This window comes from Acidicapsa borealis (genome assembly GCF_059115245.1).
Genome location: NZ_JCACNY010000001.1, coordinates 3,842,461 through 3,867,433, shown reverse-complemented (window position 1 = coordinate 3,867,433; position 24,973 = coordinate 3,842,461). Strand labels below are relative to the sequence as shown.

21 protein-coding genes are annotated in these 24,973 nt (G+C 54.7%); 11 read left to right on the top strand and 10 right to left on the bottom strand.

Annotated features, from left to right (window positions below; all coding sequences use genetic code 11):
• Nucleotides 1-154 precede the first annotated feature (154 nt).
• Both AC5S27_RS15810 and AC5S27_RS15805 read left to right on the top strand, forming a co-directional pair.
• A complete protein-coding gene (locus AC5S27_RS15810; protein WP_493935534.1) occupies nucleotides 155-757 on the top strand; it encodes a BON domain-containing protein in 603 nt (200 codons plus the stop codon).
• 166 nt (nucleotides 758-923) lie between these two features.
• A complete protein-coding gene (locus tag AC5S27_RS15805; protein WP_493935533.1) occupies nucleotides 924-1,319 on the top strand; it encodes a carboxypeptidase-like regulatory domain-containing protein in 396 nt (131 codons plus the stop codon).
• Between the two features lie 131 nt (nucleotides 1,320-1,450).
• Here AC5S27_RS15805 and AC5S27_RS15800 read toward each other — a convergent pair whose 3' ends face one another.
• The 5 genes from AC5S27_RS15800 to AC5S27_RS15780 form a co-directional block, all read right to left on the bottom strand.
• Nucleotides 1,451-2,197 (bottom strand): Crp/Fnr family transcriptional regulator, encoded by a 747-nt coding sequence (locus AC5S27_RS15800; protein ID WP_493935532.1) that lies wholly within the window; start codon nucleotides 2,195-2,197, stop codon nucleotides 1,451-1,453.
• A 358-nt stretch (nucleotides 2,198-2,555) separates the two neighbouring features.
• Nucleotides 2,556-2,990: a VIT1/CCC1 transporter family protein gene (locus AC5S27_RS15795; protein WP_493935531.1), complete on the bottom strand. Its 435-nt coding sequence runs from the start codon at nucleotides 2,988-2,990 to the stop codon at nucleotides 2,556-2,558.
• Nucleotides 2,991-3,030: 40 nt separating this feature from the next.
• Nucleotides 3,031-3,951 carry an NADP-dependent oxidoreductase gene (locus AC5S27_RS15790; RefSeq protein ID WP_493935530.1) on the bottom strand — a complete coding sequence of 307 codons (921 nt, stop codon included), beginning with the start codon at nucleotides 3,949-3,951 and terminating at the stop codon, nucleotides 3,031-3,033.
• A 70-nt stretch (nucleotides 3,952-4,021) separates the two neighbouring features.
• Nucleotides 4,022-4,591 (bottom strand): thiol-disulfide oxidoreductase DCC family protein, encoded by a 570-nt coding sequence (locus AC5S27_RS15785; protein ID WP_493935529.1) that lies wholly within the window; start codon nucleotides 4,589-4,591, stop codon nucleotides 4,022-4,024.
• A gap of 20 nt (nucleotides 4,592-4,611) precedes the next feature.
• Complete coding sequence (locus AC5S27_RS15780; protein ID WP_493935528.1) at nucleotides 4,612-4,932, bottom strand: thioredoxin family protein; 321 nt, start codon at nucleotides 4,930-4,932, stop codon at nucleotides 4,612-4,614.
• A gap of 367 nt (nucleotides 4,933-5,299) precedes the next feature.
• On the opposite strand from AC5S27_RS15780, the gene AC5S27_RS15775 reads away from it, so the two are divergent.
• Nucleotides 5,300-5,572, top strand: coding sequence for a hypothetical protein (locus AC5S27_RS15775; protein WP_493935527.1), 273 nt, complete (start codon nucleotides 5,300-5,302; stop codon nucleotides 5,570-5,572).
• 349 nt (nucleotides 5,573-5,921) lie between these two features.
• Here AC5S27_RS15775 and AC5S27_RS15770 read toward each other — a convergent pair whose 3' ends face one another.
• The 4 genes from AC5S27_RS15770 to AC5S27_RS15755 form a co-directional block, all read right to left on the bottom strand.
• Nucleotides 5,922-6,752, bottom strand: a complete 831-nt coding sequence (locus AC5S27_RS15770) for a PRC-barrel domain-containing protein (protein ID WP_493935526.1) — start codon at nucleotides 6,750-6,752, stop codon at nucleotides 5,922-5,924.
• A gap of 130 nt (nucleotides 6,753-6,882) precedes the next feature.
• Nucleotides 6,883-7,143, bottom strand: a complete 261-nt coding sequence (locus tag AC5S27_RS15765) for a hypothetical protein (protein ID WP_493935525.1) — start codon at nucleotides 7,141-7,143, stop codon at nucleotides 6,883-6,885.
• A 52-nt stretch (nucleotides 7,144-7,195) separates the two neighbouring features.
• A complete protein-coding gene (locus tag AC5S27_RS15760) occupies nucleotides 7,196-7,645 on the bottom strand; it encodes an ATP-binding cassette domain-containing protein (RefSeq protein ID WP_493935524.1) in 450 nt (149 codons plus the stop codon).
• Between the two features lie 535 nt (nucleotides 7,646-8,180).
• Nucleotides 8,181-14,180, bottom strand: a complete 6,000-nt coding sequence (locus tag AC5S27_RS15755; RefSeq protein WP_493935523.1) for a choice-of-anchor D domain-containing protein — start codon at nucleotides 14,178-14,180, stop codon at nucleotides 8,181-8,183.
• 566 nt (nucleotides 14,181-14,746) lie between these two features.
• Here AC5S27_RS15755 and AC5S27_RS15750 point away from each other — a divergent pair.
• The 4 genes from AC5S27_RS15750 to AC5S27_RS15735 all read left to right on the top strand — a co-directional run bounded on the left by AC5S27_RS15750 (nucleotide 14,747) and on the right by AC5S27_RS15735 (nucleotide 18,345).
• Nucleotides 14,747-15,067 carry a hypothetical protein gene (locus AC5S27_RS15750; RefSeq protein ID WP_493935522.1) on the top strand — a complete coding sequence of 107 codons (321 nt, stop codon included), beginning with the start codon at nucleotides 14,747-14,749 and terminating at the stop codon, nucleotides 15,065-15,067.
• A gap of 152 nt (nucleotides 15,068-15,219) precedes the next feature.
• On the top strand, nucleotides 15,220-15,435 hold the full coding sequence (locus AC5S27_RS15745) for an NAD-binding protein (protein ID WP_493937321.1): 216 nt from the start codon (nucleotides 15,220-15,222) through the stop codon (nucleotides 15,433-15,435).
• Nucleotides 15,436-15,541: 106 nt separating this feature from the next.
• Nucleotides 15,542-16,891 (top strand): M16 family metallopeptidase, encoded by a 1,350-nt coding sequence (locus AC5S27_RS15740; protein ID WP_493935521.1) that lies wholly within the window; start codon nucleotides 15,542-15,544, stop codon nucleotides 16,889-16,891.
• A gap of 11 nt (nucleotides 16,892-16,902) precedes the next feature.
• Nucleotides 16,903-18,345, top strand: a complete 1,443-nt coding sequence (locus AC5S27_RS15735; RefSeq protein WP_493935520.1) for a M16 family metallopeptidase — start codon at nucleotides 16,903-16,905, stop codon at nucleotides 18,343-18,345.
• A gap of 171 nt (nucleotides 18,346-18,516) precedes the next feature.
• Here AC5S27_RS15735 and AC5S27_RS15730 read toward each other — a convergent pair whose 3' ends face one another.
• Nucleotides 18,517-20,292 carry a tetratricopeptide repeat protein gene (locus AC5S27_RS15730; RefSeq protein ID WP_493935519.1) on the bottom strand — a complete coding sequence of 592 codons (1,776 nt, stop codon included), beginning with the start codon at nucleotides 20,290-20,292 and terminating at the stop codon, nucleotides 18,517-18,519.
• A gap of 267 nt (nucleotides 20,293-20,559) precedes the next feature.
• Here AC5S27_RS15730 and AC5S27_RS15725 point away from each other — a divergent pair, with 267 nt between their 5' ends.
• The 4 genes from AC5S27_RS15725 to AC5S27_RS15710 all read left to right on the top strand — a co-directional run bounded on the left by AC5S27_RS15725 (nucleotide 20,560) and on the right by AC5S27_RS15710 (nucleotide 24,908).
• A complete protein-coding gene (locus AC5S27_RS15725; RefSeq protein ID WP_493935518.1) occupies nucleotides 20,560-21,270 on the top strand; it encodes a PASTA domain-containing protein in 711 nt (236 codons plus the stop codon).
• 63 nt (nucleotides 21,271-21,333) lie between these two features.
• The gene (locus AC5S27_RS15720) at nucleotides 21,334-21,963 is read left to right on the top strand and encodes a hypothetical protein (protein WP_493935517.1); all 630 of its coding nucleotides are present in this window, start codon (nucleotides 21,334-21,336) and stop codon (nucleotides 21,961-21,963) included.
• A 187-nt stretch (nucleotides 21,964-22,150) separates the two neighbouring features.
• Nucleotides 22,151-22,894 carry a hypothetical protein gene (locus tag AC5S27_RS15715; protein WP_493935516.1) on the top strand — a complete coding sequence of 248 codons (744 nt, stop codon included), beginning with the start codon at nucleotides 22,151-22,153 and terminating at the stop codon, nucleotides 22,892-22,894.
• 553 nt (nucleotides 22,895-23,447) lie between these two features.
• Entirely contained in the window at nucleotides 23,448-24,908 is a 1,461-nt protein-coding gene (locus AC5S27_RS15710) for a glycoside hydrolase family 27 protein (protein ID WP_493935515.1), read from the top strand.
• The last annotated feature ends 65 nt before the right edge of the window (nucleotides 24,909-24,973 follow it).

Here is a 24,973-nt window from a genome sequence, read left to right as displayed (position 1 = left end):
GAACCAGATTAACCTCACGCTGAATGAGAGGCTTTATCCATGATCCTGCGGTTTGGGAAACCGAACGTTCAACTACCAAGAACGGCTCAGTGAAAGGTAGACCAAGAATGACAGCGACACGTGAATTGAAGAATGATGTTGAACAAGAACTGCGTTGGGACCAAGTGTTTGTGCAGACAAGATCGGTGTCTCAGTGAACAAGGGAGTCGTTGAGCTTGACGGGCATGTGGGAAGCTTCTACGAGAAGTGGGCTGCGGAACGCGCTGCGCTTCGAGTCTTCAACGTCACGGCAGTTGCAAGTGAAATCGTTGTAGACCTGCCATTGGAAAGTAATCGTTCAGACGAGGATATTGCTCTGGCTGCCTTAAATCAATTGACTTGGAATTGTCAAACACCGAAGACGATCAAGGCTATGGTCGCGAATGGTTGGGTAACTCTTACAGGGACAGCAGAGTGGCAGTATCAACGTGTAGAGGCTGAGCGTGTTGTCCGATCCTTGCTCGGTGTCAAGAATGTCGTGAACGAGATTGTTTTGACTCCCAAGGCGACGGCGGTTGAGGTAAAGCTCAAGATAGAGAACGCCCTCAAACGAGATGCCCAGATCGACTCTGACAAGATCAGTGTTGAAGCTGTGGGCAATATCGTAACCTTGCGTGGGAAGGTCCATTCATGGACCGAGCGCGAGGATGCTGAACATGCAGCATTCGCAGCCCCAGGTGTGGCATCTGTGACCAACCTCATTGAGGTCAACTACTAAGCTTCGAGTGTGCTCGTCAGTCGACGACTTGAGTTAGCCACCGGAGGAAGGCGCTTCCGTCATCCGGCGGTTGATATCTGCTATAGAGTATGAACTCACCCCATCTATGTAGTTGTTATGAGTTGCCCGTGACAGGTTTACCAAACACCCAAGCTTCTCCGAAAGAATGGTCAAAGAAAGTACAATGACAGGATATTTGTTTTCACCAAAATCATCAAAAGTGAGCAAGGCTGCTCTGATTTGCACTTGTACTTTTAGTATGGCTTTCCTTAGCTCGTCTCTGCCAGCTCAAAGTGCAACGCGCGATGTAAGAGGGATTGTTACCGACCAGCACGGGGAACCTCTACGAAGAGCTGTTGTGCAGATTGACGACGAGGAGACGAAGGTGGTTTTCTCATATATTACAGATCGGGGTGGTAAATTTACGTTCAAGCGAGTGAACGGTTCAGACGATTATAGGATCTGGGCAACTCGCAAGGGTCACAGATCTAAGGCAACCCATCTGAGTCCGTTTGACAATCATCAGTCGAGGGCTATAACTCTTATCGTCAGATTCCAATAGTGTGAAAATCTGGAAGTGGGCCTGGGCCCAACTAGGATAAATGGTGGGTATAGGCGAAACGATCTTCAGGCATCTTGTCAATAAGGCGCTCATACACGCACTCATCCGCTAAGGTCGGTGTATCTATCGTCTTAGGCGGTTGTCTTGTTTCGTTTCTTTCTTGCTGTAGGTGTGGGTTTGGATCCAAGCTCGACTGGCCTTCTGGCCGATTGCTCAGGTAGCTGATCGTGCAGAACTACATTTAGCAGGGACTTGTGGACGTGGATTCTACCGTTGTAGTCGATAAATCCCATCTTGCGAAATCGATTCATAAAGCGGCTGACGCGAGACCGGGTAGTGCCGATCATGTTTGCCAGTGCCTCTTGAGTGATCGGCGGAATCATGGTTTCCGGCTCTCCAGGTTTGCCAAACTCCGCCATCAATAAGAGCGTCCGCGCTAGACGCTTCTCACTATTGTTAAAAAGCTGATCGATGAGATCTTCCTGGGTCCGGACCCCTCGAAGCAGAACGAACTTCAAAAACAGGTCGGAGAATTCGTGCTTCTCATGCAAAAGCCGTACCATGTCCTCCCGGTCCAATTTCAAGGCAGTACAGGGTGTCATCGCAACTGCCGTCGCTATTCGGAGTCCGGATACCCCCGCAAGACATTCCTCGCCAATAAAGTCTCCAGCGGTGAGCATCGTGACGGTTGCTTCTTTTCCGCGCTTTGAGACGACAGTGAGTTTTGCGCGCCCCGATTCAAGATAGAAGATGGTGTTCGCGTGGCCCCCCTGTGTAAAGAAGACGTGTTTCGCCTTGACCTGGATGGCTTTTCGGACAACACCTGCGGCCGCTAGATAACTTGCAGGATCGAATTGGTTTCTCTTAGTTCCCGCCAATGGGTATTACCTCATGCCTTGGGGCTCTATGGCTAACAAAGAACCGCGACGGCACTCTTCTCATTGAGTTCAAAAATTGCATCGAGTTGTCTGCAAGTCTGTGCTCTATAGCTCTAAGAAAGGGATCCTGGCGAATCAAAGGGGAAACCGCGTCGACTTGCCACGAGAGGTTAACGGAGTGGTATGGACATGTAGTAGGCACACAGGTGACCATTGGAGAACACAGTGTGGCAAAGCACCCCGAAATGGAATCGGAGTGTCTTTTTCGGTTTTATCGAGGTGGTCTCTAATTCCAACACTCATTTCCCGTTTCCTTGGATCCGGAAGCTCATTGATCGGAGAAAAGCTCACTTACCCGTCATGTGAGAAGTGGTAGTGAAGGATGTTTATGGTAAGTATCTCTGGCAAGACGGGAAGGCTTGTAACGCGGGCAGTAATTTGCAGTAGAAGCAGCAATGAGCGCCCAGCGTGCGCCTACACAGTGTCCAAGAACGATACCAGTGCCATACGTAACGGCACCCTCAATCGCTCCGATAGCTGTCGATTCCAGGCCACCATTCCAGCGTGGGCAAATTGTCATACTGGACCTCGCTGAGCCAGCAGCGAAGTGTGCGGCAAGCGAAATGATCGTTGCAGTGATGAAAGCCTGAATCCCAGCCATAAAAGAGAATGGAATCATCCGCACAACCGCTCCCAGAGCAATGGCAAGTGTTCCCAAAATCACTGATAACCACGGATCGCTCAAATCTTCTACCGTCATATTCAGTCTGGCGCGGGTAAGTGCCCTACTCAAATGCTGCTGCCCGTCAAGAGCGGCAACGCGAGAGGGATTTCTACGGTGTAAGTAAAATTTTGCCGACTCCGCCTTTTTCAGCCAACTGTTGTGCCTCGTGAATCTGCGATAGCCTGAACTTCCTGTCGATCGGAATGGAGAAAGCTCCCCGAGCGACTTCTCGACCAAGGACCGCCAAACGTGATGAGTCGGAGTGTGCCCAGATCTCTACCACACGCAGATCTCGACCGTCCGCGGATGCTGGTCTACCTACCACTGTTGCCAGGGTGCCGTTCTTCCGGATGTGAGGCAAAATGCGGTCGATAGTTGCATGGCCCACCATGTCGGCGACTCCATCCAATTCTGGCAGGCCGGCCATCTCTTTGTCGTTGTCCAAAGCAACCACCCTAGCCGCTCCCAGACGCTCGGCTTCTTTACGTTGACTCGTGCGCACTCCCGCAATCGTATATGCACCTTGCTGCTTTGCGACATAGACCGCAGTTCGACCGACTCCGCCAATCGCCCCCGTCACGAGAATCGTTTCCCCTGCACGTGGCCTGATGCCTTCTTCGATCACCTGGGAGCCGGTTAACAGGACAAGAGGCAATGCAGCTGCATCGACGCTATCGAGGGTGTCAGGGATAAGGGCGATATCGTCAGGCTTGCACACAACATACTCGGCGTAAGCATGATTCACCAAGCCGAAGATGCGTTCCCCGACCTTGAAGCTTGTCACTCCTTCGCCCAGGGCAATGATTTCACCCGAAAGGTCGCGGCCAAGAATTGCAGGGAAAGTCAAAGGCATACGATCCTTCAAATCTCCTCGCCGTAACTTCCAGTCGATCGGGTTAATGCTCACAGCTATCATTTTCACTAGTACTTCTCCGGACGCTGGCTGGGGTACAGGCGCATCTTCGTACACCAGACGATCGACACTTCCGTATCCCAACATCAAAACTGCTTTCATGCGAGTGTTCTTCATCCGATTATTCCTTCTTCTGCCAAGCTCTTACGCTGAAATCGTTGTTCCAGCAGCGAGTATGTTCGCCGATCTACACGAGCCTTGAAGCTTTCGATTGAGATACCGGGAAAGTAGTTCGAGACTTTTGTGAAAGCACTGTGAAGTGCGGGATGGTGCTTGATTTGCGATGCACCCCGAACACAGCACCGATACTGTCAATCATCCATCGGATCGGTCTCGCCCAGACAACTGGCGAACCACAACTCTCGCAGCCGAAGATTGGACGCACATCTGCGAGGATGGCGTAAGCCAGATTCAGTATTACCTGGAACGGCCTGAATCCGAAGATGCTCAATGCAAATATCCAGGTGAACCAACGGGTTTCAGGCAGCCTCCTTAGAACCTCCGCGACAGCCTCTCCACCCAGCTTCATTGAACCGTCCGGCATCACCACATGGATCGTTGCGTACGCATCCCAGATGTCGAGGGTTGAATTCAGCTTGCGGAGGATCTCAGGATCGCTGCCAATCGGTCGGTCACAGATGGTACTCTGACCCGATCTATTCTTTGCCAACTTACGCACCCAGTAAGCGATGTGACGACAAACGCCACACTCATCGTCAAAGAGCAGGATTGGCTTCGTGTGATTCTCTATCTGCAAGACTCTACCCCTCTGCCTGACTATTCGAATGGCTGAGTAACCGCAGCCAGGACACTTGATAGGTCGGGCTGTAGTCCTTCCACGATTCCAATTCCCTTACCGTTGAGAAACATGATGAAGGTGGGTGTTCCCTGAATCTCGTATCGTTCTGCAAGCTCCTGATCCACCGCTATATTCACCATGAAGATCTGCTCTTTCGACTCAACCATCTTCGCCACTTGCTCCAGGATTGGCGCTATCGCCCGGCAATGCGAACAGCCGTAAGACATAAACTCTACAACGATTGGTCCTTCGCCTTCGAGGACCAGTGAAGTGAATTTGCTGCCTGTGACGGTTCGCACGCTTTCCTTTAAGGGAGTTTTAGGCATTTGTTCCTTACTTCTTGCGTGCTTTCGTGCGACTAGTCCTCATTCTTGCCTGAATCCCAGTATGCGTATGTACCTAAGGGTACAGATGAGCCTCTCACCTAGGTGTGAGGATGACAATCGATATTGCTTTCATTGCTACTTGAAGACTGAGGCGAAGATTTGGCAGCCTCACAATTCTCAAGCGAACGTGAATTGTTGCCAACAGATTTCCCACAATCTTTGGTCACGTAGGATATTCGCTGTTCCAGCTGGCATAGAAACAGAGGTCTCTTTCTGCCAGACAGATTAAATAAGATCGAACTGGATCAGCCTCAATTAACGTAACGAGAAAGGAATAAGAATGGACGCCCAAGTTGATTGGACGAATGCGGCGTTGATCAAGAAAGCATTGAAAAATCTTACCTACGAGCAACTCGCCTATGCACTCGACACTGGTGTTCGCCTTCTCGATGCATGGCATGTCCCCGTGTCCATAAACACGCTATCTAGTGGGGAATCTCAAGGCAATGTCTATGCGGCGCAAGTCTGGTCAAACTCGGTGCGTCTGATCGCCCCATTCGAAATAGCCGTAAGCGACCATTGCAGAAGTGAATGTGACGTTGTGATTCTGTAACCCTTATGGAAACACCGTTCGACAAACAACTAAGGGCAGGCTCATGACGCGGAGTGCATACGACCGTATCGCTGAGATTCACCGTCTGGCGTCGCACGCCCACTCGGCCACGTAGCTCGCGCAAAAGGCGACCACCTCACAGCGCACGAACTCTCAAGGCAGGCTTTGGAGGATTTCAAGGAGGCTTACCGTTATTCTCAGCAAGCAAGAAGTGGATCGGGCCATCCCGTCACGGTCGTGGCGATGAAGGCCAGATAGTATCGATCGCACTGGCACGGTTACAGTTGAGCAGATCGAAGGTCGAGGGCATCTGCTGATCAGCAAATGCCCTCAAAACAAACATCTTCTACTACCTTGTGTGAGTGTTGGCGAGTTCTTCCTGCCAATATTCTTCGAGATCATAGTGCCTGTGGAGCTTCGCCTCATAGTCGCGTGAGAGGAGCAATTCCTCAATGTACTCAGGGCTACTCTTGATCGTCTCTCGCTTCAGGCGCAGGTAGACTTTCGACTCTTCCCAACTGATGTGCTGGACTGACCGTGTTGCGATCAAGACCTTCTTGCCTGGCAACCAATTGCGAGTAGCAACGATTAGATACCGGATGACCCAGCTTTCGTCATCGATCACAAAGTCCACTACATGGCCAACATCGCCATCCAGAGCCTGAATCGAATGACCGTCTACATCCTTAGAGCTTCGCAAATGAGGATCGTCGTCTTCGTGCTTGCTGGCTGCACCCCTCTCATCTTTAACACCAAGCGGAAGTTCCAGCGCTTGAGGATAGGCAGCATTGCCCCACAAAGATGAACCGCCCCAATACGACGGGAATCCGTAGTAGGGGTAGTACATCAGTTCGTATTGGCGCGACACTGGCTTATTGGTTTCAATCGCCGGGCTCTTCTCGATTTGGAGCTTTGTCAGCTCGACACGAATGAGTTTCTCTTCAGCCTGCACACGGCCCAAAGCGTAGGGCGAGATTAGAACACTCCGATCGGCAAGCCAGTGTCCTGTATCTGCAACGAGGTAGCGAATCGTCCAGGTCTTGTCGTCAAAGTAGAACTCCTTGACCTTTCCAATCTCGCCGTCAATTGCTCCAAGTGTGAAACCATTCAGATCTTTCGCTAATCTCAACATATCAATGTCTCTCTTCTTTTGTGGTGAAGTGTCTGGTATCGGTGCCATATCTGATCGCCGATGGCGATCGAAATATGGACTGTAGCTGACACTATGAGCATCCCTCTTTCCGGTCTGGTCACAAGTGCCCATCCAATCCGCAATTCGGATCGTCAGTTACTGATCGCGCCGGCTTTGACTATTCCAGAAAGGACACGATGAAACGATCCTTGGGTCGAACAAGATCGAGCGCTGAGCCGTCAAAACAGATATTCCTCTCATTCATGACGAGAAACGTTGTGTTGATGTGTTCTTCGCCATCCGGCCGCTTGATCAAATTCTCTGTCTTCTCGTCGCAATAATTAGTTGCGCAAGTGAATGCATCTATAAAGCGCTCGGTCACCAACAGGCAACTGGAGCCGTGTACATCTCTTTGCTTGATGACGAGTTCGATAATCATTTCCCAAGTTACCGGATCAAGTCCACCCGTGGAGGAGTCATACAGGAGCAACTCAGGATTGCCTATCAGAGCGCGAGCCTCCGCCCTTGGCTTTGCATCCCCCCGGATAATTCAGGAGAAAGTTGCCAATCGTGCCGTCAAGAGCGACCCAGCGCAACACTTCAAGCACTCGAGTGTCTATTTTGGCTTTGGATATATGATTCTCTTCTAGTTGACAGGCGACGTTATCGCGAACGGACATCGAATCGAACAAAGCACCTTTCTGGAATACCGTTTCAATGTCTTGCCTCGGTGCAAATAGATCCTCTCCGCAAAGACATTTGAGCTCTTTGCCAAACGCGCGGATAGTTCCTTCCTCAGGTGTGAGAAGGCCATTCGCTAATGTCATGATGAGGCTCTTGCCAGTTCCATTACGCCCCAATAGAATCCAAGTGTCGCCCACGTTCAGCGTGAATGAGATGTTATCCAGGCGCCCCCGCTGTGCATATTCTGCAAAATGCACTGCGAACTAGATCTGAATCGTGAGAATCAAAAACACGGCCCAGCGGCGAGCTTCCTCGATTGCAAACTTGTCATCGAACGCAGAAAAAGTCTTCTTTGTCGGGAGTCTCCTTTAACTGCATATATTTCTGGAGGTCGGAGAGAGGCAAATCTTCTCTGTCCACTGCGACATTTCTAAGTTCTGAAAAGTCTTGACTCTAGGCTTCTTCGTCTCGCCCTTCAAGACGAAGCAGTGTCAAGCCAGAGCAAGCCGCGATTATGTGGAACCTGCTCTTGATCATCTTCGTTTATTAACCGAAGCGATAACATGTCTGGAGTTGACTTCATTGGCTAAAGGGGTGAAGAAGCAGCAATGATACGACCGGTCATTTGCACCTGATTGCAACGGATTCTAGGGCGCTGTATTCTCGCCGAAAGGGTGCGGCTGTTCGGCAGCAACCTTATGCTTCGTGAACTATTGTTAGGCTTGGAACCTGAATCCGCCCATCCCTCGGCTGTGACTTGGAGAGAGATAATTGAGGGTGCGCCACCCGCCCTCATTGAACGATCAAAGTGACAGTGGTGCTGTGGGTTGTTGAACCGCTGATGCCAGTAATGGTAACGGTTGAGGTGCTTGACGCTCTCATCGAACTGCTCCCGCCGCAGCCTACCAGACAGGTCCCCAATCCCAGCAGCACGGCGCACAGGGCCACCACCATTCCGTAGCGTCCATATCTGTGTTTGCCAAAGAGCAGGAAGAGAGACCCGGCCGGGAAGAGCAATCCCGCAATCATGAGGCCTCTATTGCCTGATTCGGGCCGTGGCGGAACGCTGTTGCTCGCAGTTGCCTGGGGCAGAACAATCGTCAGTGTTGAACTGCCGTCTGCCGAGCCCGGTGTCACTATGGCTGGGGAGAAGGTGATCTTCGATCCGGCAGGCGCTCCGGTAGCGGAAAGCGTAACTTTGTCTGGGAAAGGGCCTACGCTGGTAGGGGCGACGGTGACGGTGTAGGTAGCGCTGCCCCCCGCCGTGGTGATGACAGAGGCGGGAGCAGCCGCAACCGTAAAGTCAACCGGCAGCGAGACAGCGGTTGCAGACCCAGTCAGGTTGGAGCTTTGCGTGCCCACGGCATCGGTGACGGAAAGCGTAGCCACGAAATCTCCAACGGCAGTCGGGTTAAAGGCGACGGTGATGGTGCAGGAACCACCCGCCGCCAGAGGATTGGGGCATCTGTTGGCTGTGATTGCGAAGGCGGAAGCATTCGCGCCGCCGAGCGTAGTCGAACTGATGGCGAGCGCAGCATTCCCGGCGTTGGTTAGCGTAAATGCCTTGCTGCCGCCTGGCGTTCCCACCGTGACACTGTCGAAGGCGACGCTGGCCGGCGTTAATGCGGCCTGCGGCGCTGGGAGAGCCGTGCCGGTTCCGGAGAGAGTTGCAGCCTGCGTTCCAACACTATCGACGACTGTCAGGCTGGCGGAGAAGCTGCCGGTAGCGTTCGGCGTGAAGGCGACCGTGAGCGTGCACGAACCTCCTGCTGCAAGCGAAGTTCCGCAAGTGTTAGCGGAGAGCGCGAAAACTGAGGGATTTGTGCCCGTAAGGGAGACGGCAGTGATGGGGAGCGGAGCATTGCCGGCGTTCTTGAGCGTGAATGTTTGAGCAGCGGAGGTAGTGCCTGAGGTTACGTTGCCGAAGCTGGCGCTGGTTGGTGTCAGTGCTGCCTGGGGTGCTGGCGGAGCGGTTCCGGTTCCGGAGAGAGTCGCAGCCTGAGTTCCGACAGCATCCACCACCGTCAAGCTGGCGGAGAAGCTTCCCGTAGCGTTCGGCGTGAAGGCTGCCGAAATCGTGCACGACCCGCCAGCTGCAAGCGAGCTTCCGCAGGCGTTCGCAGAGAGCGTGAAGGCGGAGGGATTTGCGCCGGTAAGGGAGACCGAAGTGACGCGGAGCGGGGCGTTCCCGGCGTTCTTGAGTGTGAATGTTTGAGCAGGCGAGGTTGTACCCGAGGTTACATTGCCAAAGCTGGCGCTGTTCGGCGTGAGTGCGGCCTGGGGCGCTGGCGGAGCGGTTCCGGTTCCGGAGAGAGTCGCAGTCTGAGTTCCGACAGCATCCACCACCGTCAAGCTGGCGGAGAAGCTTCCCGTAGCGTTCGGCGTGAAGGCTGCCGAAATCGTGCACGACCCGCCAGCTGCAAGCGAGCTTCCGCAGGCGTTCGCAGAGAGCGTGAAGGCGGAGGGATTTGCGCCGGTAAGGGAGACCGAAGTTACGGGGAGCGGGGCGTTCCCGGCATTCTTAAGCGTGAATATTTGAGCAATCGAGGTTGTGCCTGAGGTCACATTGCCGAAGCTGGCGCTTGTCGGCGTAAGCGCAGCCTGGGGCGCTGGCGGTGCGGTTCCGGTTCCGGAGAGAGTCGCCGCCTGCGTTCCAACACTATCCACGACCGTCAGGCTCGCGGAGAAGCTTCCCGCAGTGCTGGGCGTAAAGGCTACCGAAATAGTGCATGAACCGCCCGCAGCGAGCGAAGTTCCGCAGGCGTTCGCAGGGAGCCCGAATGCTGAGGGATTTGTGCCGGCAAGGGTCACCGAGGTTATCATCAACGCGGCATTGCCTGCATTTTTCAGCGTGAATGTTTGAGCAGGGGATGTTGTGCCTGAAGTCACGCTGCCGAAGCTGGCGCTGTTCGGCGTCAGCGCAGCCTGGGGCGCCGGCACTGGCGTTGCCGATCCTGCGAGGGAGACAGTCTGCGTCCCGACGGTGTCAACGACGGTCAGGCTGGCGGTGTCGTCCGCCACGGCTGTGGGAGAGAACGCGATGGAGATGTTGCACATGGCGCCTGCGGCGAGCGACGTTCCGCAGGCATTAGAAGCGATGGTGAAAGCCGAGGCATTCGTGCCGGTCAGCAAGACCGAAGAGATCGCCAGAGCGGCGTTACCGGCATTGCTCAACACGACGGTCTGCGCGGCGGTGGTGGTGTTCACGGTGATACTGCCGAAAGAGAGGCTGGTCGGGCTCAGGGCTGCTTTCGGCGCAAGCACCGCGCCGACCGTCGTGGAAGTATCCGCGGCGGTCTTGACCTCAGTGTTACCCAGGTTGTCGACAGCGTCGCTCAAGAAACCGTAGGTGTGTCCCAGTATTCCTGTATAGGTTGCCGTGGTGGCCGTCGTGCTTTGCCACAGGGTAAACGGGCCGCCATTGTCGGACACGTAGATGTAGTAGCCGGCAATGCCCGAGCCCGCATCCGTTCCGGACCACGAAACGGCAAAGGAAGTCGTCGCTTGCGACGGTGTGAGCGCGGCCACACTGCTGACAGGCGCAGCTGTGTCTTTGGTGTTGCAGAAAGGCGCAGTTTGAATCGGCGCATTGGTGTCGAAAACTACGCTGGCGGTATTGCATATCTGCGCCCCGCTGGCGACAGACGCAAGCGGCTGCACGGTGAAGTTGACGTGTCCAATGCCGGCGGGTGGAGTCGTGTCCGGAGGAAGAAAACCTGCCAAGGGGTCCGTGGTGAACTTCATTGTGCCCGGGTCGAGCGAGGTGAATGACCAGCTTGCGACGCCGGTGGATATGTCGAGGCCGCCTTTGATGGCAACGATGACATTCTCGTCGGGACGCAGGTCGAGGGCGAAGGTGTATTCCTTCAATCCTGGCGAAGGGGTCAACAGATACTTGCCGAAGGAAATAGGCCCAAGCTGAAACGTCGACAGATCGAGCTTGGACGTATCCAGTTGATCGGTCACCGTCACGGTTTGCGCTGCGGCGGTCGCGGTAGCCTCATTTTCGAACTCGATCTGGTACGCCGAAGAATCGGCAGCAAGCGCGAAGTGAGCGCTTCCGAAGCCCAGAGGCCCGTCCTTTTCATTAGGGTCGATAGCTGTGGCGATCGGATAGGTGCCACAGAATGGGTCGGAGTAAAAAATATCGTGGAAGAACCCACAGCCCTTGGGGTTAGTCGGTATGCAGCGTTCTCCGTCTGCCGAAACGTGATGATGCGGCATATCGATGCAAGCTTGCTTGCTGATGGTGCCATCCCTTGGGCCCTTTGGGTCTGGCGTGGGCGCAGGTGTCGCGTTGGCATCGCAACTGCTCCCGGGCGCCATCACCTGCCCCTTATGACACGGAGGAAGCGGCGCGCCTGCGTCAGAACCTCCCTCCTGCGGCCTGGGCCTTTGCATGATCGTCGATTGCAGGCGCAATGCGGGTGCCGAACTACCGTTTGCAAGACTCGCTCCGTAAGCCGCGATATCGGTCGACAACTGAGGAATGCTGAAAAAAACTGGCTCCCCCTGCGCTGACTGCAAAAGCGCCTGCTTGCCTTCACTGAGCTCCTGTAGCAGTTGTGCCGTAGCGTAGGTATTCATCTGGGCAAGATTCTGCGCGGAAAGCTTCACACCGAGATTGGCCTCTGCAAATGTCTGCGCACCGCTGACCAGGTCAGTGACCACCGACGCTAAAGGCGATCCGTCGGTCATTTGTCCGTATGGATCACCTAGGTTCGCGGTATAGCTGTAAGTCGATGCTCCATGAAAACCCAGCGGAGGCGTAATCGAAAACATAAGCACACCCTGAGACCCTGCCCGGATAACCGGCACAATCAGAGGCACATTCGTAAACCCTGTCGGCGAATAAGGGCCTACTTCGACAGGTACATAAGTAAAGTCATGGATCGCCTGGCCGGTGGCAGCAGGAGGCGCCAAAACGGGACTCAAAATCGATCCGGCATATCCGCCTGGGATTGAAAGGGTGAGAGGCACAAGATAGGCATCCACATTCCCTCTATTCCCATAGATGAAGGAGTAGAAAGCTGGACGCCCCGAACGAGCGGCCTCGGGGCCGATCGCATACCCGTAGAGATCGGGAGCAGCCGGGGTTTCTACTGTGAACGCGGCGGGCAAGGTCACGGGCTTACCGCCCGGAGTGGTCACGATCACGTCATACTTACCTATAGCGGCCCCGGTAAGATTCAACACTACGGTGATGGCATTGGCGCTCGGGTCAACCAGCGTCTGTGTGGGCGCAAGGGTCGGCTCGCCGGCTAACTGAAACGAGACCGTGCTGTTGGTGTTGAAGCCGCCTCCATAGATAACCGCCGTGATGGTTCCGCTGGCGCCATGAGTGTTGGGTAGAATCGCGGGCGTCTGCGAACCGTGATCCACTTCCACTGCGCCAATGGTGCACGCGCCGCTTACACCTCGAACGAATCCGAGTTGATCGAGCGCAGTGCAGGAGCTGGTTGAATTGCTTCCGGGAGTGGCGCTGGAGCCAGCGCCGATAGCAGGGCTGCCCGCCAAGGGCATCTGGGTCGGTGTGATCCCGCTCTGAAGAGTGAGCGGCCCAATCTTCGGGTCGACGCCAGTGAGCGTTGTGGCGTTCTGGCCGCCTTTGCACAGGCTAGTGAAATTGGCCTTGCCGATAATGTTGTTGCCGTAGTTGACCAGGCTGACCACGGTGCAATCGGTGTCGCTATTCCCGGCCAGGATCGTATTGGCAATGCTGGCATTATCCGCAACCAGGCCGGCCTGGCTGAGCGCTTCGCCAGTCCTCGCGATATTGCCTGACACCGTATCATTATTCAGAACCATGCTGCTTCCATTGCCGCCGGAGACGAGCGTTCCTGAGTTCTGGATGGTGTTATTGCTGATCGTCGAGTTGGTAATCGTGGCCACTCCGTTGTAGGCGAAGATGACTCCATTTCCTTCAACGGTGTTATTCGCAAAAGTGCTGTTGCTGATCTGTACATTTCCAATGAATGTACTCACCGCAGCCCCCTGGAATGCAGTGTTCTGGGTGAAGTACGACTGATTGATGCTGGTGCTGGTGGCATAGTTGGCGGTGATCGCCGAGTCGGCGTTCTTGATGAACGTGCATTGCTGCACGACCAGCGTGCCAGCGTTGTAAACAGCGCCGCCACCTTGATGCGAGGGGTTGTTGTCGTTGTTCAGGGTGAAGATGTCGTTGGCCAGCGTCAGCGTGCCCTGGTTATTGATGCCGCCGCCCGCCCCATCAAAGGTGCCGGGAACAGCCAGGGTTCCATTCTGAATGGTCACGTTGTTAATAGCGACCGTTGCCCCAACGCTTACAAAGAACATGCGATCGATCTGGCCGCCATCGATGATGGTTCTGGCCGGGTCGGCGCCGTTCAGCGTGAGGTTACCGGAGATGCAAAGTGTGATCGCATTTCTGGAGAGCTGATTCGGATTGCCCGCGTCGTAGTACGGGCAGACCTCCACCACCGTCAGGTAATAAGTGCCGGCAGGCACTGAAACTGTGTAAGCCGTACCCGGATTTGCCTTGGCCAGTCCATTCACTTCGTCGACGGCGGCGCGGAGGGTACATTCCGCCTCACCGTTGACTTTCTGGCCGGTGTCGCAAGCTTGGTCGCCCGGAGCCGCATCGACCCTGTCGGCCGTGCTGTTCACCACGAAGCCCTGCGCATGCATCTTCGTCGTCCCAGCAAACGTCAGGGCTATCACCAGCAGAAGCCAGGTCGGAACGGACTGTAAATTCAACCGCCGCATTGAGCGGAAGAAAAACGAAGATATGGAAGATGGAGAAGCAAAGAGCAAGGGAAACCTCCAGGAACTGGAGCAAAGAGTGCAGATTCACTTTACTAACAACACCTCAAATTGAACACAAGATAGTCATTTTTTTAGCTGATTCAGGATTATTGTCGATTTTGTGTCGAGTGCCCGAAGTTTTTCGTACCAGTTGAGTTGCGAGAAACTGGTATGAAAAGGACATCGCATGGCAAGAGGGAAGAGACCTCGATCACCGAGCGGACGTACTGTCGATGGCGCAAGGAGTACAGCGGGTTTGTGAAGCAGGTTGCCGAGTGGTTCCGTCGTAGATGAGAGAAAAGTCGACAACAGCCTCTCCCTGATATTGGGCAATGCGGCAGCCAAACCAGGCGCACTCACCTGGACACAGTCTCCGACCTGAAACCCGTGTACATAGTAAGCTCCATCGGAGGAAAGCTCTTCCCCACTCAATTTGCGGTTTCCGACTGAAAATTGGGCACCGCAACTGAGGCCGAAACCCTAAAGATCGAAACATTGCTACCAGTCTGGCCAAAGGCGCATGATGATGTGAATACAGGGGTTGCAATGAACATGACGAAGCAAAGCGTCCTTGCATGATTGGCTCGCCTCGTTGGTCGCTGGAAGCTGCTGGCTTTCATAACACCGCAGGGAACATTCCCATTCAGCAGCCATCCAGCTTCAACAACAACTTAGACCAGCAACTTGTCGGCACATGGTTTAAAGAAGTTTTTGATGGGCATGCCCGTTACACGACAACTCTCGCATTGCGTAGTGACGGAACGTACACGAAGGCTCTGATCGGCACTGAACACTCGGGAACCTGGACGGTGTTTGGCAGATTCGTGCACCTGTCGGGCGACGGGCATTATCCGCCGACGAACGAAGATCTATCTTTGTTTCGCAAGATAGGTTGAAGGTCAATCATGCTGGCCGCAAGCAGGCCAGCCGTCCCGGTCTTTTCTTACTTTCGTACGCACCCTCGGCCAACTTCTGATTGTGAGTGTCCGTCAAGCTGCCGATCCATCTCTCAACCTGGCCGCCGTCGCTCTCCGCAGGACAAGCGGCCATGTTCTTCTCAAGTTACGCGGCACGGGTGACGCTAGTGGTTCGAGGTGATTCACTCGAAAAGAGCATGTCGCAACATCTCATAGATCAACTTAGTACAAAAGCAAATATCACCGTCGAACTTGAAACAGAAGTAGTCAATATTTCAGGTGAACGTTGTTTAGAAGCAATCTTCACTCATAATAGGGGCACGGAGATGTTCGAGGGTTCGAACTGAAGTTCACGAAAACAGCCGAATCTTCCCCGTGGACGACATGCCTACCGTTTCGTCCCCTCCCTGTTGTAGCATCGAATTCACGGAATATATCCATGAGAGGCTCCGCATGATACGACGTTTGCTGCCTGTGGCCATGGCGCTAGTTCTGACGCTCACCACTCCAGCGGTGTTCGCGGCAGTCGACGTGCAAACTAAAACCCTGGCCAATGGAATGACGATTCTCGTCCAGGAAGACGCTTCCATTCCCAACATTGCGTTCTACACCTTCTACCGCGTCGGATCACGCAACGAGCATGAAGGTATCACGGGCCTTTCCCATTTTTTTGAGCACATGATGTTCAACGGCGCAAAGAAGTACGGCAAGGGCGAGTTCGACTCTGCTATGGATGACGCGGGCGGCAGCAACAATGCTTCGACGTCGAATGACTTCACGGTCTATACGGATTGGGCGCCGGCTTCCGCGCTGGAGCTGATGTTTGATCTCGAGGCCGATCGCATTCAGAATCTTGCGTTTGATCCAAAGATCATCGAGAGCGAGCGGCAGGTTGTCTATTCCGAGCGCAGGTTGTCGGTGGATAACAACAACGGCGGCCTGCTGAACGAACTGCTGGAGGCTACCGCTTATGAGAGTTCACCGTATCACTGGCCCGTGGTGGGCTGGCCGAGCGATATCGAGAACTGGACGATCGACGACCTCAAAGAGTACCACGCGATGGCTTACTCCCCGACCAATGCGACTGTGGTGGTGGTGGGCGATATCAAAGCTGCAGACGTCTTCCGGCTTGCGGACCAGTACTTCGCGCCGATCCCCGCGCATACGCCGCCACCACCCATCCGCACTAAGGAAATGCCGCAGACCGGCGAACGCCGCGTGACTGTGCATAAGTTTGCGCAGCTGCCGCTGCTGGATATCGCGTATCACGCAGTCGAGAAGACAAGCCCCGATTCCGACGCCTTCGACTTGGTTGGAACGATCCTGAGCGGCGGCCAGAGCTCGCGTCTTTACCGCAACCTGGTCGACACGCAGATGGCGCTTTCTGTTCGTGCTAATTATGGTGACAGCCTGTTACCGGGTCTCTTCGAAATATCGGCACAACCGCGCGCTGGCGTTGCACCGGAGAAAGTCGAAGCGGCAATCTACGCTGAGCTCGAAAAGCTGCAGACAACGCCGTTGGATGAGCACGAGTTGCAGAAGGTCAAGAATCAGCGGATCGCCGCATACTATCGTGGGCTGCAATCCATTGCTACGCGGGCGCGCGTGATTGGTTATGCGCAAGAGTTCTATGGTGACTGGCACGAGGTAAACAAGGCGGTGGATCGTATCAACGCGGTCACAGCAGCGGACATACAGCGTGTGGCGAAGCAATATCTGGTAGCCAACCAGCGCACGGTCGCCACCCTCATCCCCGATGCTGCACCGTCAAATGGCAATGCCGAAACGAAGGATGGCCAATAATGCAAAGGCTGATGAAGACCCTCCTCCTCTCCGCTGCCTGTGGAGTGCCGTACGCTCAGGCTCAGGCGCCTGCGAACAAGGTTATCGCGCCGCCGCCAACAGCGTTTGTACTGCCCACGTATACGAAGACCGTGTTGCCCAACGGGCTGGTCGTCTTGATGCTCGAGAAGCACGAGTTTCCCATCATCAGCATGAACCTCACCCTTCGTTCCGGCGCGGTCGCGGATCCAGAAGGCAAGGAAGGCGTCGCGGTACTCACTGCGGGCTTGCTGCGTCGCGGTACGACCAATCGCACGGCGGAACAGATCGCCAATGAACTTGACTTCATGGGCATGACCTTCGGTGGAGGGATGAGCTTTGGCGGAGCGATCAGCAGTGGCGTGACGCTGGATGCAACCACGGTCTCAGTTGAGTTTCTGAAAAAGGATGAAGCTACCGCGCTACCACTGGCCTCCGACATCCTGCTGCATCCCTCGTTTCCGGCAGACGAAGTATCGAAGGCTTTAGCGCGCGCTCAAGACTCTGCCCGCTCCGCCAAGGACAATCCGCAGCAAGTGATTCGTTCCTACTTCCTAAAGTTCCTGTATGGCTCGCACCCGTACGGCCGTCCAACTGCAGGCGACGAGAACTCCGTCAAGAAGATCACTCGTGACGATATTCTCGCCTTCTACAAGACGAACTACACGCCCGGGAATGCAATCCTCGCGGTCGTGGGAGACTTCGACGCAAATGCAATGAAGGCCGAGTTGGAGAAGAGCTTTGGAAGTTGGAGCGGCAAAGCACCCGCTTTGTCAACACTGGCGCCTACAAAGCCAGTCATGGGCCGCCGCCTGCTCTTCGTCGACAAGCCCGACGCCACCCAGACATACTTCTATATGGGCAATGTTGGCGTCGACGCGACGAATCCAGACCGCGGTGAAATTGGTGTCGTAAACGAGCTGTACGGTGGCCGCTTCACCTCGCTGTTCAACACCGAGCTGCGCATCAAGAGCGGCTACAGCTACGGAGCCAATTCGACTTACACCGATGGCCGCGTGGCCGGTCCATTCGTCATGGCCACCTACACCAAAAACGCGACCACGGCGCAGGCTATGGACAAGACTCTGGAGGTAGTGAACACCGCACACGCGCAGGGCTTCACCGAGCAGCAGCTCACCTCATCCAAAAACTCCATTGCGGGTTCGCTGCCTCCCAGCCTCGAGACTTCAGCGCAACTCGCGAATGTACTGGCGCGCAATGAGCTGTACGGCATCACCCGCGAGCAGTTTAATGCCAACCTGGTATCGGCCCAGAAGACGACGGTTGCCGACGAGAAGCGCATCCTCAACACCTACTTCCCGACAGCCGAAAACCTGGTGATCGTCGTGGTGGGCAAAGCGTCGGAGATAGAACCGCTGATGAAGAAGTACACCACGAACATCACCGAGAAGAAGATCAGCGATCCGGGATATTAATCTGCATCTCCCTGGATCGGCTTTTGTCGAGGAATGGATGAGCGATGAGTGCTTTGGCGATTTTGCACTCGTTGGAATGAATTTCTGCCTGATTTTAAGTAGTGGCTATGCATCAGAGCGCCCAAATCCTATGATTCCATCACTCCATACTGACTTTTCGATTATGCGGCATTAGAGGAATCCGACTCGGCGTACCAAGTCTGCGAATCGTGGATCACTACGGATCGGGTCGAAATATGGGTGGCTTTTCAGGAACTGCAGGATATTCGATTTTTCCCGGTAAGCCTGCTCGAGCCAGTAGAACGTCTGTTCTTTGTCGCCAAGGCCCAGGTACGCGTTCACAAACGCACCTGCAGGAATGTAGCCTGCCTCCCTGCGCCGCTTCAGTTCCGCAAGAAGCCGGAGCGCATCGCTACGTCGCCCTCCATGGGCATACGCGCGAATGAGAATGCCCGTCGCTGCAGGACTTCCCGAAAGAGACAAGGCCTTTTCCAATGGTGGGATTGCGTCTGCCGGCTGATTTTTGGCGATTAGTGCAAATCCAAGGCCTGTGAGATTGCCCACATTGTCCGGTTGGGTAGCTAATGCGCTGCGCTCCTCGCGAATGGCTTCATCGAAATGATGCGCCTGAAACAGAATCCAAGCTACGCTGCCACCTGAAACGGCGACGGGGTCCAACGCCCGGGCGCGCAGGATTGAAGTCACAGCTTCGTCGGTCCGTCCCTGGCACACCAGCCACAGGGCGAACCATTGATAAGCTTCTGCGTTGTTCGGATTGAGTGCGAGGGCACGCTTGTATTCCCCCTCCGCTTCAGCCCAGTGCCATTCCTCCTGGAGGACGTTTGCCAGCACGACGTGAGCTTCTACCAGACCTGGGTCAATTGCCAGGGCTTTTCTGGCGAAGCTGGCGACTTTGGGCCGCGTTTCTTCCGGAGAAACTCCGGCTGAAACCGTCCCGAGCATCGTATAGGCCTCAGCCAGACCCAGGTAGGCAGGTGCGTATGTCGCATCCCTGTGGAGTGCCTCCTCGAAATAAGGAATGCTCTCCTCAAGCTGAGCCCGATTGCCTTGCTTTAAAACAAACCGGCCCTTCAAATAGCTTTCGTAGACTTCAGGCTCGACAGATTTCGAAGAACTGAGGCGCTGGCGTTCCTCTCCTGTCAGCGTCACCTGCACCTTTTCGGCGATGGTTTGCGCCAGTTCGCTCTCTAGGGTAAGTGCGTCGCGCATTTGACGGTCATAAGTCTCGGACCAGAAATGCGTTTCTGGTGAGGCTCGAATTAATTGTGCGGTCACGCGGATGTGGTCGCCTTCTTTGATGACCGAGCCTTCGACCACGGAGTCGACGCCCAGCGTCCGGGCGATATCCGGGATGGACATCTGGGGATTCTTGAAGCGTATTACGGATGTGTGCGAAATCACCCGCAGCTTACGGATGCCCGCCAGGCGCCCGATGAGGGCTTCGGTCATTCCGTCGGCAAGATACTCCTGTCCCGGATCATTCGACAGGTTTCGCAGTGGGAGCACGGCTATCGAAGGAATTCTGGTCTCACCAACTTCTGTTGCCGGACGTCGAAGTGCGAGCCAGGCAGCGACCGACAGGCAGATACCGAGGACCACAGCGAGAGCAAGCCACAGGCGAACTGTTGACTTAGCCTTGGGATGACTATCGGGGATGGCTGGGAGCGATTCTTCGGCCGGTGCACCTTCGGGTTCGGGGGTACCAGCCTTTCGGCTCCGAATCCATTCATCCAACTCTTCCGGCACGGCATAGACCGAGCCTCGCTTGTCGTGCAGATGCCGGTGGACGGGCATCGCCTCCCGCTTCTCCCAGCGCTGGACTGTGGTCACGTCTCGTTTGAGGTATGCCGCAATCTCCTTCCACGAATCCAGACGGTCTTCCATCGGTTTCCCAGCAGGCGGTGCGCCGGTAGATAGTTCGCCCATCACGCTCTCCAGAGTGGTCCGCAGCTGAACGAACCGGGGAATCAAATTGTACCGCTGCCCTGTGACCGCACAGCAAAAGACGGCATTTGACTGTAAATCGAGAAATCATACCGACTCAGTCTCTTACCGCTTGAGTTCGTCCGCCAAGGTGACCGATGGTGTTTTCGGACGACGAGCAGTCCTCAGAGTATGGGCTCGCAACGCAACAACACCCCACCACCAGCCGGCGCTGGCACTTCATTTCAGGACAAGCAAAGAGAGGCACACATGGGAAAGTTCAATGTGACATTCGATTCATTCGGCATCACTCAGACCCGCTCCAAACATGAAGACACAAACTACATCGGCTTAACCGTCAAGCTCAGGAACATGACACCGATGACGAAGGTTCTGCCTCTGGGCAATGTGAAAAACGGTACCCATCCCGTCAATTTTTCATTCCTCGGAATTGACTTTGGCCAGGACGACACCCTCGTTTTCAACTACGTGATCATGAATGCGGGCTCTACCAACATCGACCAGGTAAATGCCGTATGGGAGTCTGTCGGGCCCGCGTGGGCAAACGGAGGCGGCCCGCCTGCTCCTCATCTGGCGTCGGCGAACGGGATCGATACCGATTATCTTGTGGCGCAACTGGTGGGCATTTTCCGGTCTACCTGCGACGGCATTGTGGCGGCAGAACAGAACCAGCTCGTCTATGGTCAGTTGCCCATTTCTCATCTGACGCCGCAACCCGGGACGCACTCTCCCTCCGGTTGCGGAAACAACTCCCAGTACACGGTTCAGTGGCATATTGCGCCAGCTATCCCGATGCCTGATTTGAAGACCAAGGACGATGCGGACAAATTGAAGACCGCTGGCTATAACGTCCACGAGTCAGGGAGCGGAAGTTTGGTACAAAGCCAGTCTCCGGATGCCGGTGTCTACGTTGACACCACAACCAAAATCTTGGTCACTCTTGTCAACCAGCTCAAGTAAACCGGCGTGATGCGCAATTGCGTCTATGGTCCACACATCAACCTCAAGATTGGAGATCTTTTCATGAAAACCAAAGCCCTTGCCGCAACAATAAGTATGCTCTCTCTCCTTCTGTTGACTGCAACCGTTCCTGTCCTTGCCCAGGAGCACAAACCACTCCACTTCAGCGGTCTCATCAACGATTACTCACCGCTGAATGCTACCGTCAAAGGCAGCCCATGGGAAATGCACGGTCAATGGTCGATGGATGTCTACCCGGAGCGGGGAACCGCAGATTTCTCTGCCGATATGACGATGTCAGGCTATGGAAAAACTTCGACGGGTGCCGTCGATCCGGCCCAGCCTCTCGTGAATCCTCACACCCATCACATCCGGTTGCAGAATGCCAGAATTTCCTGGGACATAAGTGGCTGCCCGGCATACCTGCCCCCCGCGACCAAGATCGGCTTTAAGTTGAACGACGTGGTCAAACTCCTGACCGGAAATGGAAGCATCGCGCCCTTCGAGACGGATCCGCCTTCGTCGAAGCTACAGGTCTGCGTCAGCGGAGGAGAAGACGTCCAATACTCGCTTCCGATTTCGAATATAACGCTCGTTTTTGGGGGGCCGGCGGCAACACATTTTGGGTCGCAGGCCATCCATGGCGTCGTACGTCCTTTCAAGGAAGAAGATGGCGAGGATCACGGGCGGTAAGCAGAAGCATGAACAGCTTTCGGACAATTCGCCGGAAAGCATCGCATGTTCGCTCAACTCAATAGAGGAAGCGCCAACCGCGAGTCAGGAAACCGTCAGGGCCAGCTAAATGCCTTGACGGTTCAGCCTGCTAACCCCAGGGAGAAATCCAGTGAGACTTTATTGCCTATTGCTAGCTGGAATGTTCATGTGCACGAGTGCGTTCGCTGCAAATGATCCATTCGTAGGAACATGGGTTTACAACTCTCAAAAGAGCCCGAAGCCCACCATCAAGTACACAATCAAGTCGCTCGGTGGCGGACGCTACTCCCTGACTGGAAGTACGGGGGTCACGATCGACATCAAAGCCGATGGCGTTCCCATCAAGACAACCACTGGAGCCACTGTCTCCTTCAGGAAGCTCGACGACCATGACTGGGAAATGGGAAGAGACGATGGTCAAAAGATGGTGCGCACGTACAACATTTCTCCGGACGATAAGACGCTCACGCTTCATGATGTCATTTCGGGTAATCCGGGGGATAACTATGAGACAACCGCGAAATATGCGCGCATCGGTCCAGGCAAGGAGATTTTGGGTGAGTGGCAATCGACTTCGATAGAAGAGACCATACACGGGGAAGCCCTGAAGCTGGTGATTACGCCCTATGCGCAAGATGGACTCAGTTTCAGCATGCCCGCTCGCAGGCACCTGAGTCAGATAAAGTTTGATGGCAAACTATATGCCGATAGTGGCGCCGGTGATGCGAAGAGCAATTCGTCGTCGGGAAAGCGCGTGAGTGATTATGTGCTTGAAATCGACAGTCAGGTCAATGGCAGACTGGAATTCCGCGAAGAGTTCAAGGTTTCGAACGACGGCAAGACACTGACCATCGTCAGTAGAGCCGCGAATTCGACAACGGTGTTTACGGAGGTTTGGGATAAGCAGTGAATGAGATGGTGCGATATGAGTGATCGCTCTTGATCGTTATAAACCGGAGTGGACCTATTTTCGATGGCCTACTTCGGCGAACTCAAATCGTCCGCTAGTGCTGATGTCATCTTTGAGAAGATGACCTTTTGACGAGGCGGCAGTGAAGTTGCTACCAATAGTGGTAGTTTTACCTTCCCATTCGTAGTAAGTCTCGCGGAACTCCTTCATGCGGGTAAAGGACTCCGTGTAATGCCTTGACCCCAATTCGTAATTTGTTGTTCGTAACGATGACGAGGGTACAACGGGTAATCTGCCTGAGCGCATTTGCAATCTGCCGCTACTTGAACTTCCGCAAGAGAGCGCGGGCTGCGACTAACTTAAATGCTCGGTATAACGCCATCCTGCGCAGGCTCCTAAGGTTTCTTGACAGCCTGCCCAATCTCGCGCGGAAGAAGAGATCAGAATGTTTCTGGTTGCTGAAATCCTCGAGCCAGCTTAGTGATATGTTGTTTGGATGCGTTCTTCGTGGCTATTTTTCGCATTCGCAACTGCGTGCTTCGGCGCTGCACCGATGGGCTGGAATTCCTGGAATAGTTTCGCCAACATCGTGAATTCGCAGATCGTTCAACAGCAAGCCCAAACTCTGGCCTCGAACGGCATGAAGAAGGCCGGCTACGAGTATGTCGTGATCGACGAAGGATGGTGGCTCGGAGAACGCGATGCCGCAGGCAATATCATAGTCAATGCCAAGCAGTGGCCTGCCATTCAGCCCGGCCAGACGGATGGCGACATGGCCAACATTGCCGCCTACATCCACAGCCTGGGTCTTAAGGCCGGAATCTACACCGATGCTGGTAAGGACGGGTGCAGCATGTACCCCGACTCTGGCCCAAAGTATATGAACACTGGCAGCGAAAGCCATTACGACCAGGACTTTCTGCAGTTTTCAAAGTGGGGCTTCGACTACGTCAAGGTAGATTGGTGCGGCGGTGCCAAGAAGAAGCGTTCAGGCGCAGTCCAATATGCGCAGATTGCCCACGCCATTCAGAAGGCGGAAAAGACGACCGGGCGCAAGTTGTACTTCTCCATCTGCGAGTGGGGCAGTCAGAATCCCTGGTTCTGGGGCCCAGGGATCGGGGAAATTGAAAGCACCATATGGCGTACGGGAGGCGACATCATTCCTCCTGTCGTAGAAAGCCTGCATGATGTCGAACACGATAAACGCATCGTCACCGCGGGAAACGTACTTGCATCCTTCGAGACCGGGTTGCATCCCGAGGCGCAGCATACCGGCTACTTTAACGACCTCGACATGATGGTGATGGGCATGCGCGGCATGAACGATGCTCTCGATCGAACCCATATGGGACTGTGGGCAATTTCGAGCGCGCCGCTCATGGTTGGCTCCGACTTGACACGGCTTTCTCCGGCTACTATATCCCTCTTAACGAATGAAGAAGCGCTGGCGATTCATAACGACATATACGGATTGCAACCGATTCAAGTAGACGAACCCGCCCCCGGTATCCAGATATGGGCAAAGCCTATGGCGGTCGCTGGACGGCGTGCGGTTGCTATCTTGAATCGAACGGACGCCTCCGCGCGGGTGAAAGTCGATTGGAAGAAGCTTGGGCTGAAAGGTGCTCCGAAATCATTGCGGGACGTCTGGAACAAGCGAGATTTGGAGTCAGCCGGCGCCTCAGTGAGTGTTCCTGCGCATGATCTTGAGCTCATGCTCGTCGATGGCGAAGATAGAGCGCCGGCAGAGTATACGGCGAATCAAACCAGCATCGGCGGGATCGAGGCGCCCAGCGGGCCGGTATTTGCCCGACTTCACTACTCAAATACCAGCCGGCATGTTGTTGTGTTGCGGATGAAAAGCATGTCCGGTCTTTCGACAGCGATTGCTCTTGCACCGACGGCCGGATCGGAGACTGGCGCGGTTGGCCTCATCTTACCTAAGGGAACCGCCGACCTTTCGTTTGAGGGTCGATCGGCGATAATCCGCAAGCTGGATGTTTACGCCTGGTGATGAGTGTTTGCGGGGGAAATCATATTTGGGCACAAGCAAGTTTCGGGTATCCAACAGCCACTGGT

Coding starts and splice junctions, on each gene's coding strand:
- AC5S27_RS15805 (WP_493935533.1), top strand. CDS start 924: ATGGTCAAAGAAAGTACAATGACAGGATATTTGTTTTCACCAAAATCA.
- AC5S27_RS15790 (WP_493935530.1), bottom strand. CDS start 3,951: ATGAAGAACACTCGCATGAAAGCAGTTTTGATGTTGGGATACGGAAGT.
- AC5S27_RS15775 (WP_493935527.1), top strand. CDS start 5,300: ATGGACGCCCAAGTTGATTGGACGAATGCGGCGTTGATCAAGAAAGCA.
- AC5S27_RS15770 (WP_493935526.1), bottom strand. CDS start 6,752: ATGGCACCGATACCAGACACTTCACCACAAAAGAAGAGAGACATTGAT.
- AC5S27_RS15765 (WP_493935525.1), bottom strand. CDS start 7,143: ATGATTATCGAACTCGTCATCAAGCAAAGAGATGTACACGGCTCCAGT.
- AC5S27_RS15750 (WP_493935522.1), top strand. CDS start 14,747: ATGATTGGCTCGCCTCGTTGGTCGCTGGAAGCTGCTGGCTTTCATAAC.
- AC5S27_RS15745 (WP_493937321.1), top strand. CDS start 15,220: ATGTTCTTCTCAAGTTACGCGGCACGGGTGACGCTAGTGGTTCGAGGT.
- AC5S27_RS15740 (WP_493935521.1), top strand. CDS start 15,542: ATGATACGACGTTTGCTGCCTGTGGCCATGGCGCTAGTTCTGACGCTC.
- AC5S27_RS15735 (WP_493935520.1), top strand. CDS start 16,903: ATGAAGACCCTCCTCCTCTCCGCTGCCTGTGGAGTGCCGTACGCTCAG.
- AC5S27_RS15730 (WP_493935519.1), bottom strand. CDS start 20,292: ATGGGCGAACTATCTACCGGCGCACCGCCTGCTGGGAAACCGATGGAA.
- AC5S27_RS15725 (WP_493935518.1), top strand. CDS start 20,560: ATGGGAAAGTTCAATGTGACATTCGATTCATTCGGCATCACTCAGACC.
- AC5S27_RS15720 (WP_493935517.1), top strand. CDS start 21,334: ATGAAAACCAAAGCCCTTGCCGCAACAATAAGTATGCTCTCTCTCCTT.
- AC5S27_RS15715 (WP_493935516.1), top strand. CDS start 22,151: ATGTGCACGAGTGCGTTCGCTGCAAATGATCCATTCGTAGGAACATGG.
- AC5S27_RS15710 (WP_493935515.1), top strand. CDS start 23,448: ATGGGCTGGAATTCCTGGAATAGTTTCGCCAACATCGTGAATTCGCAG.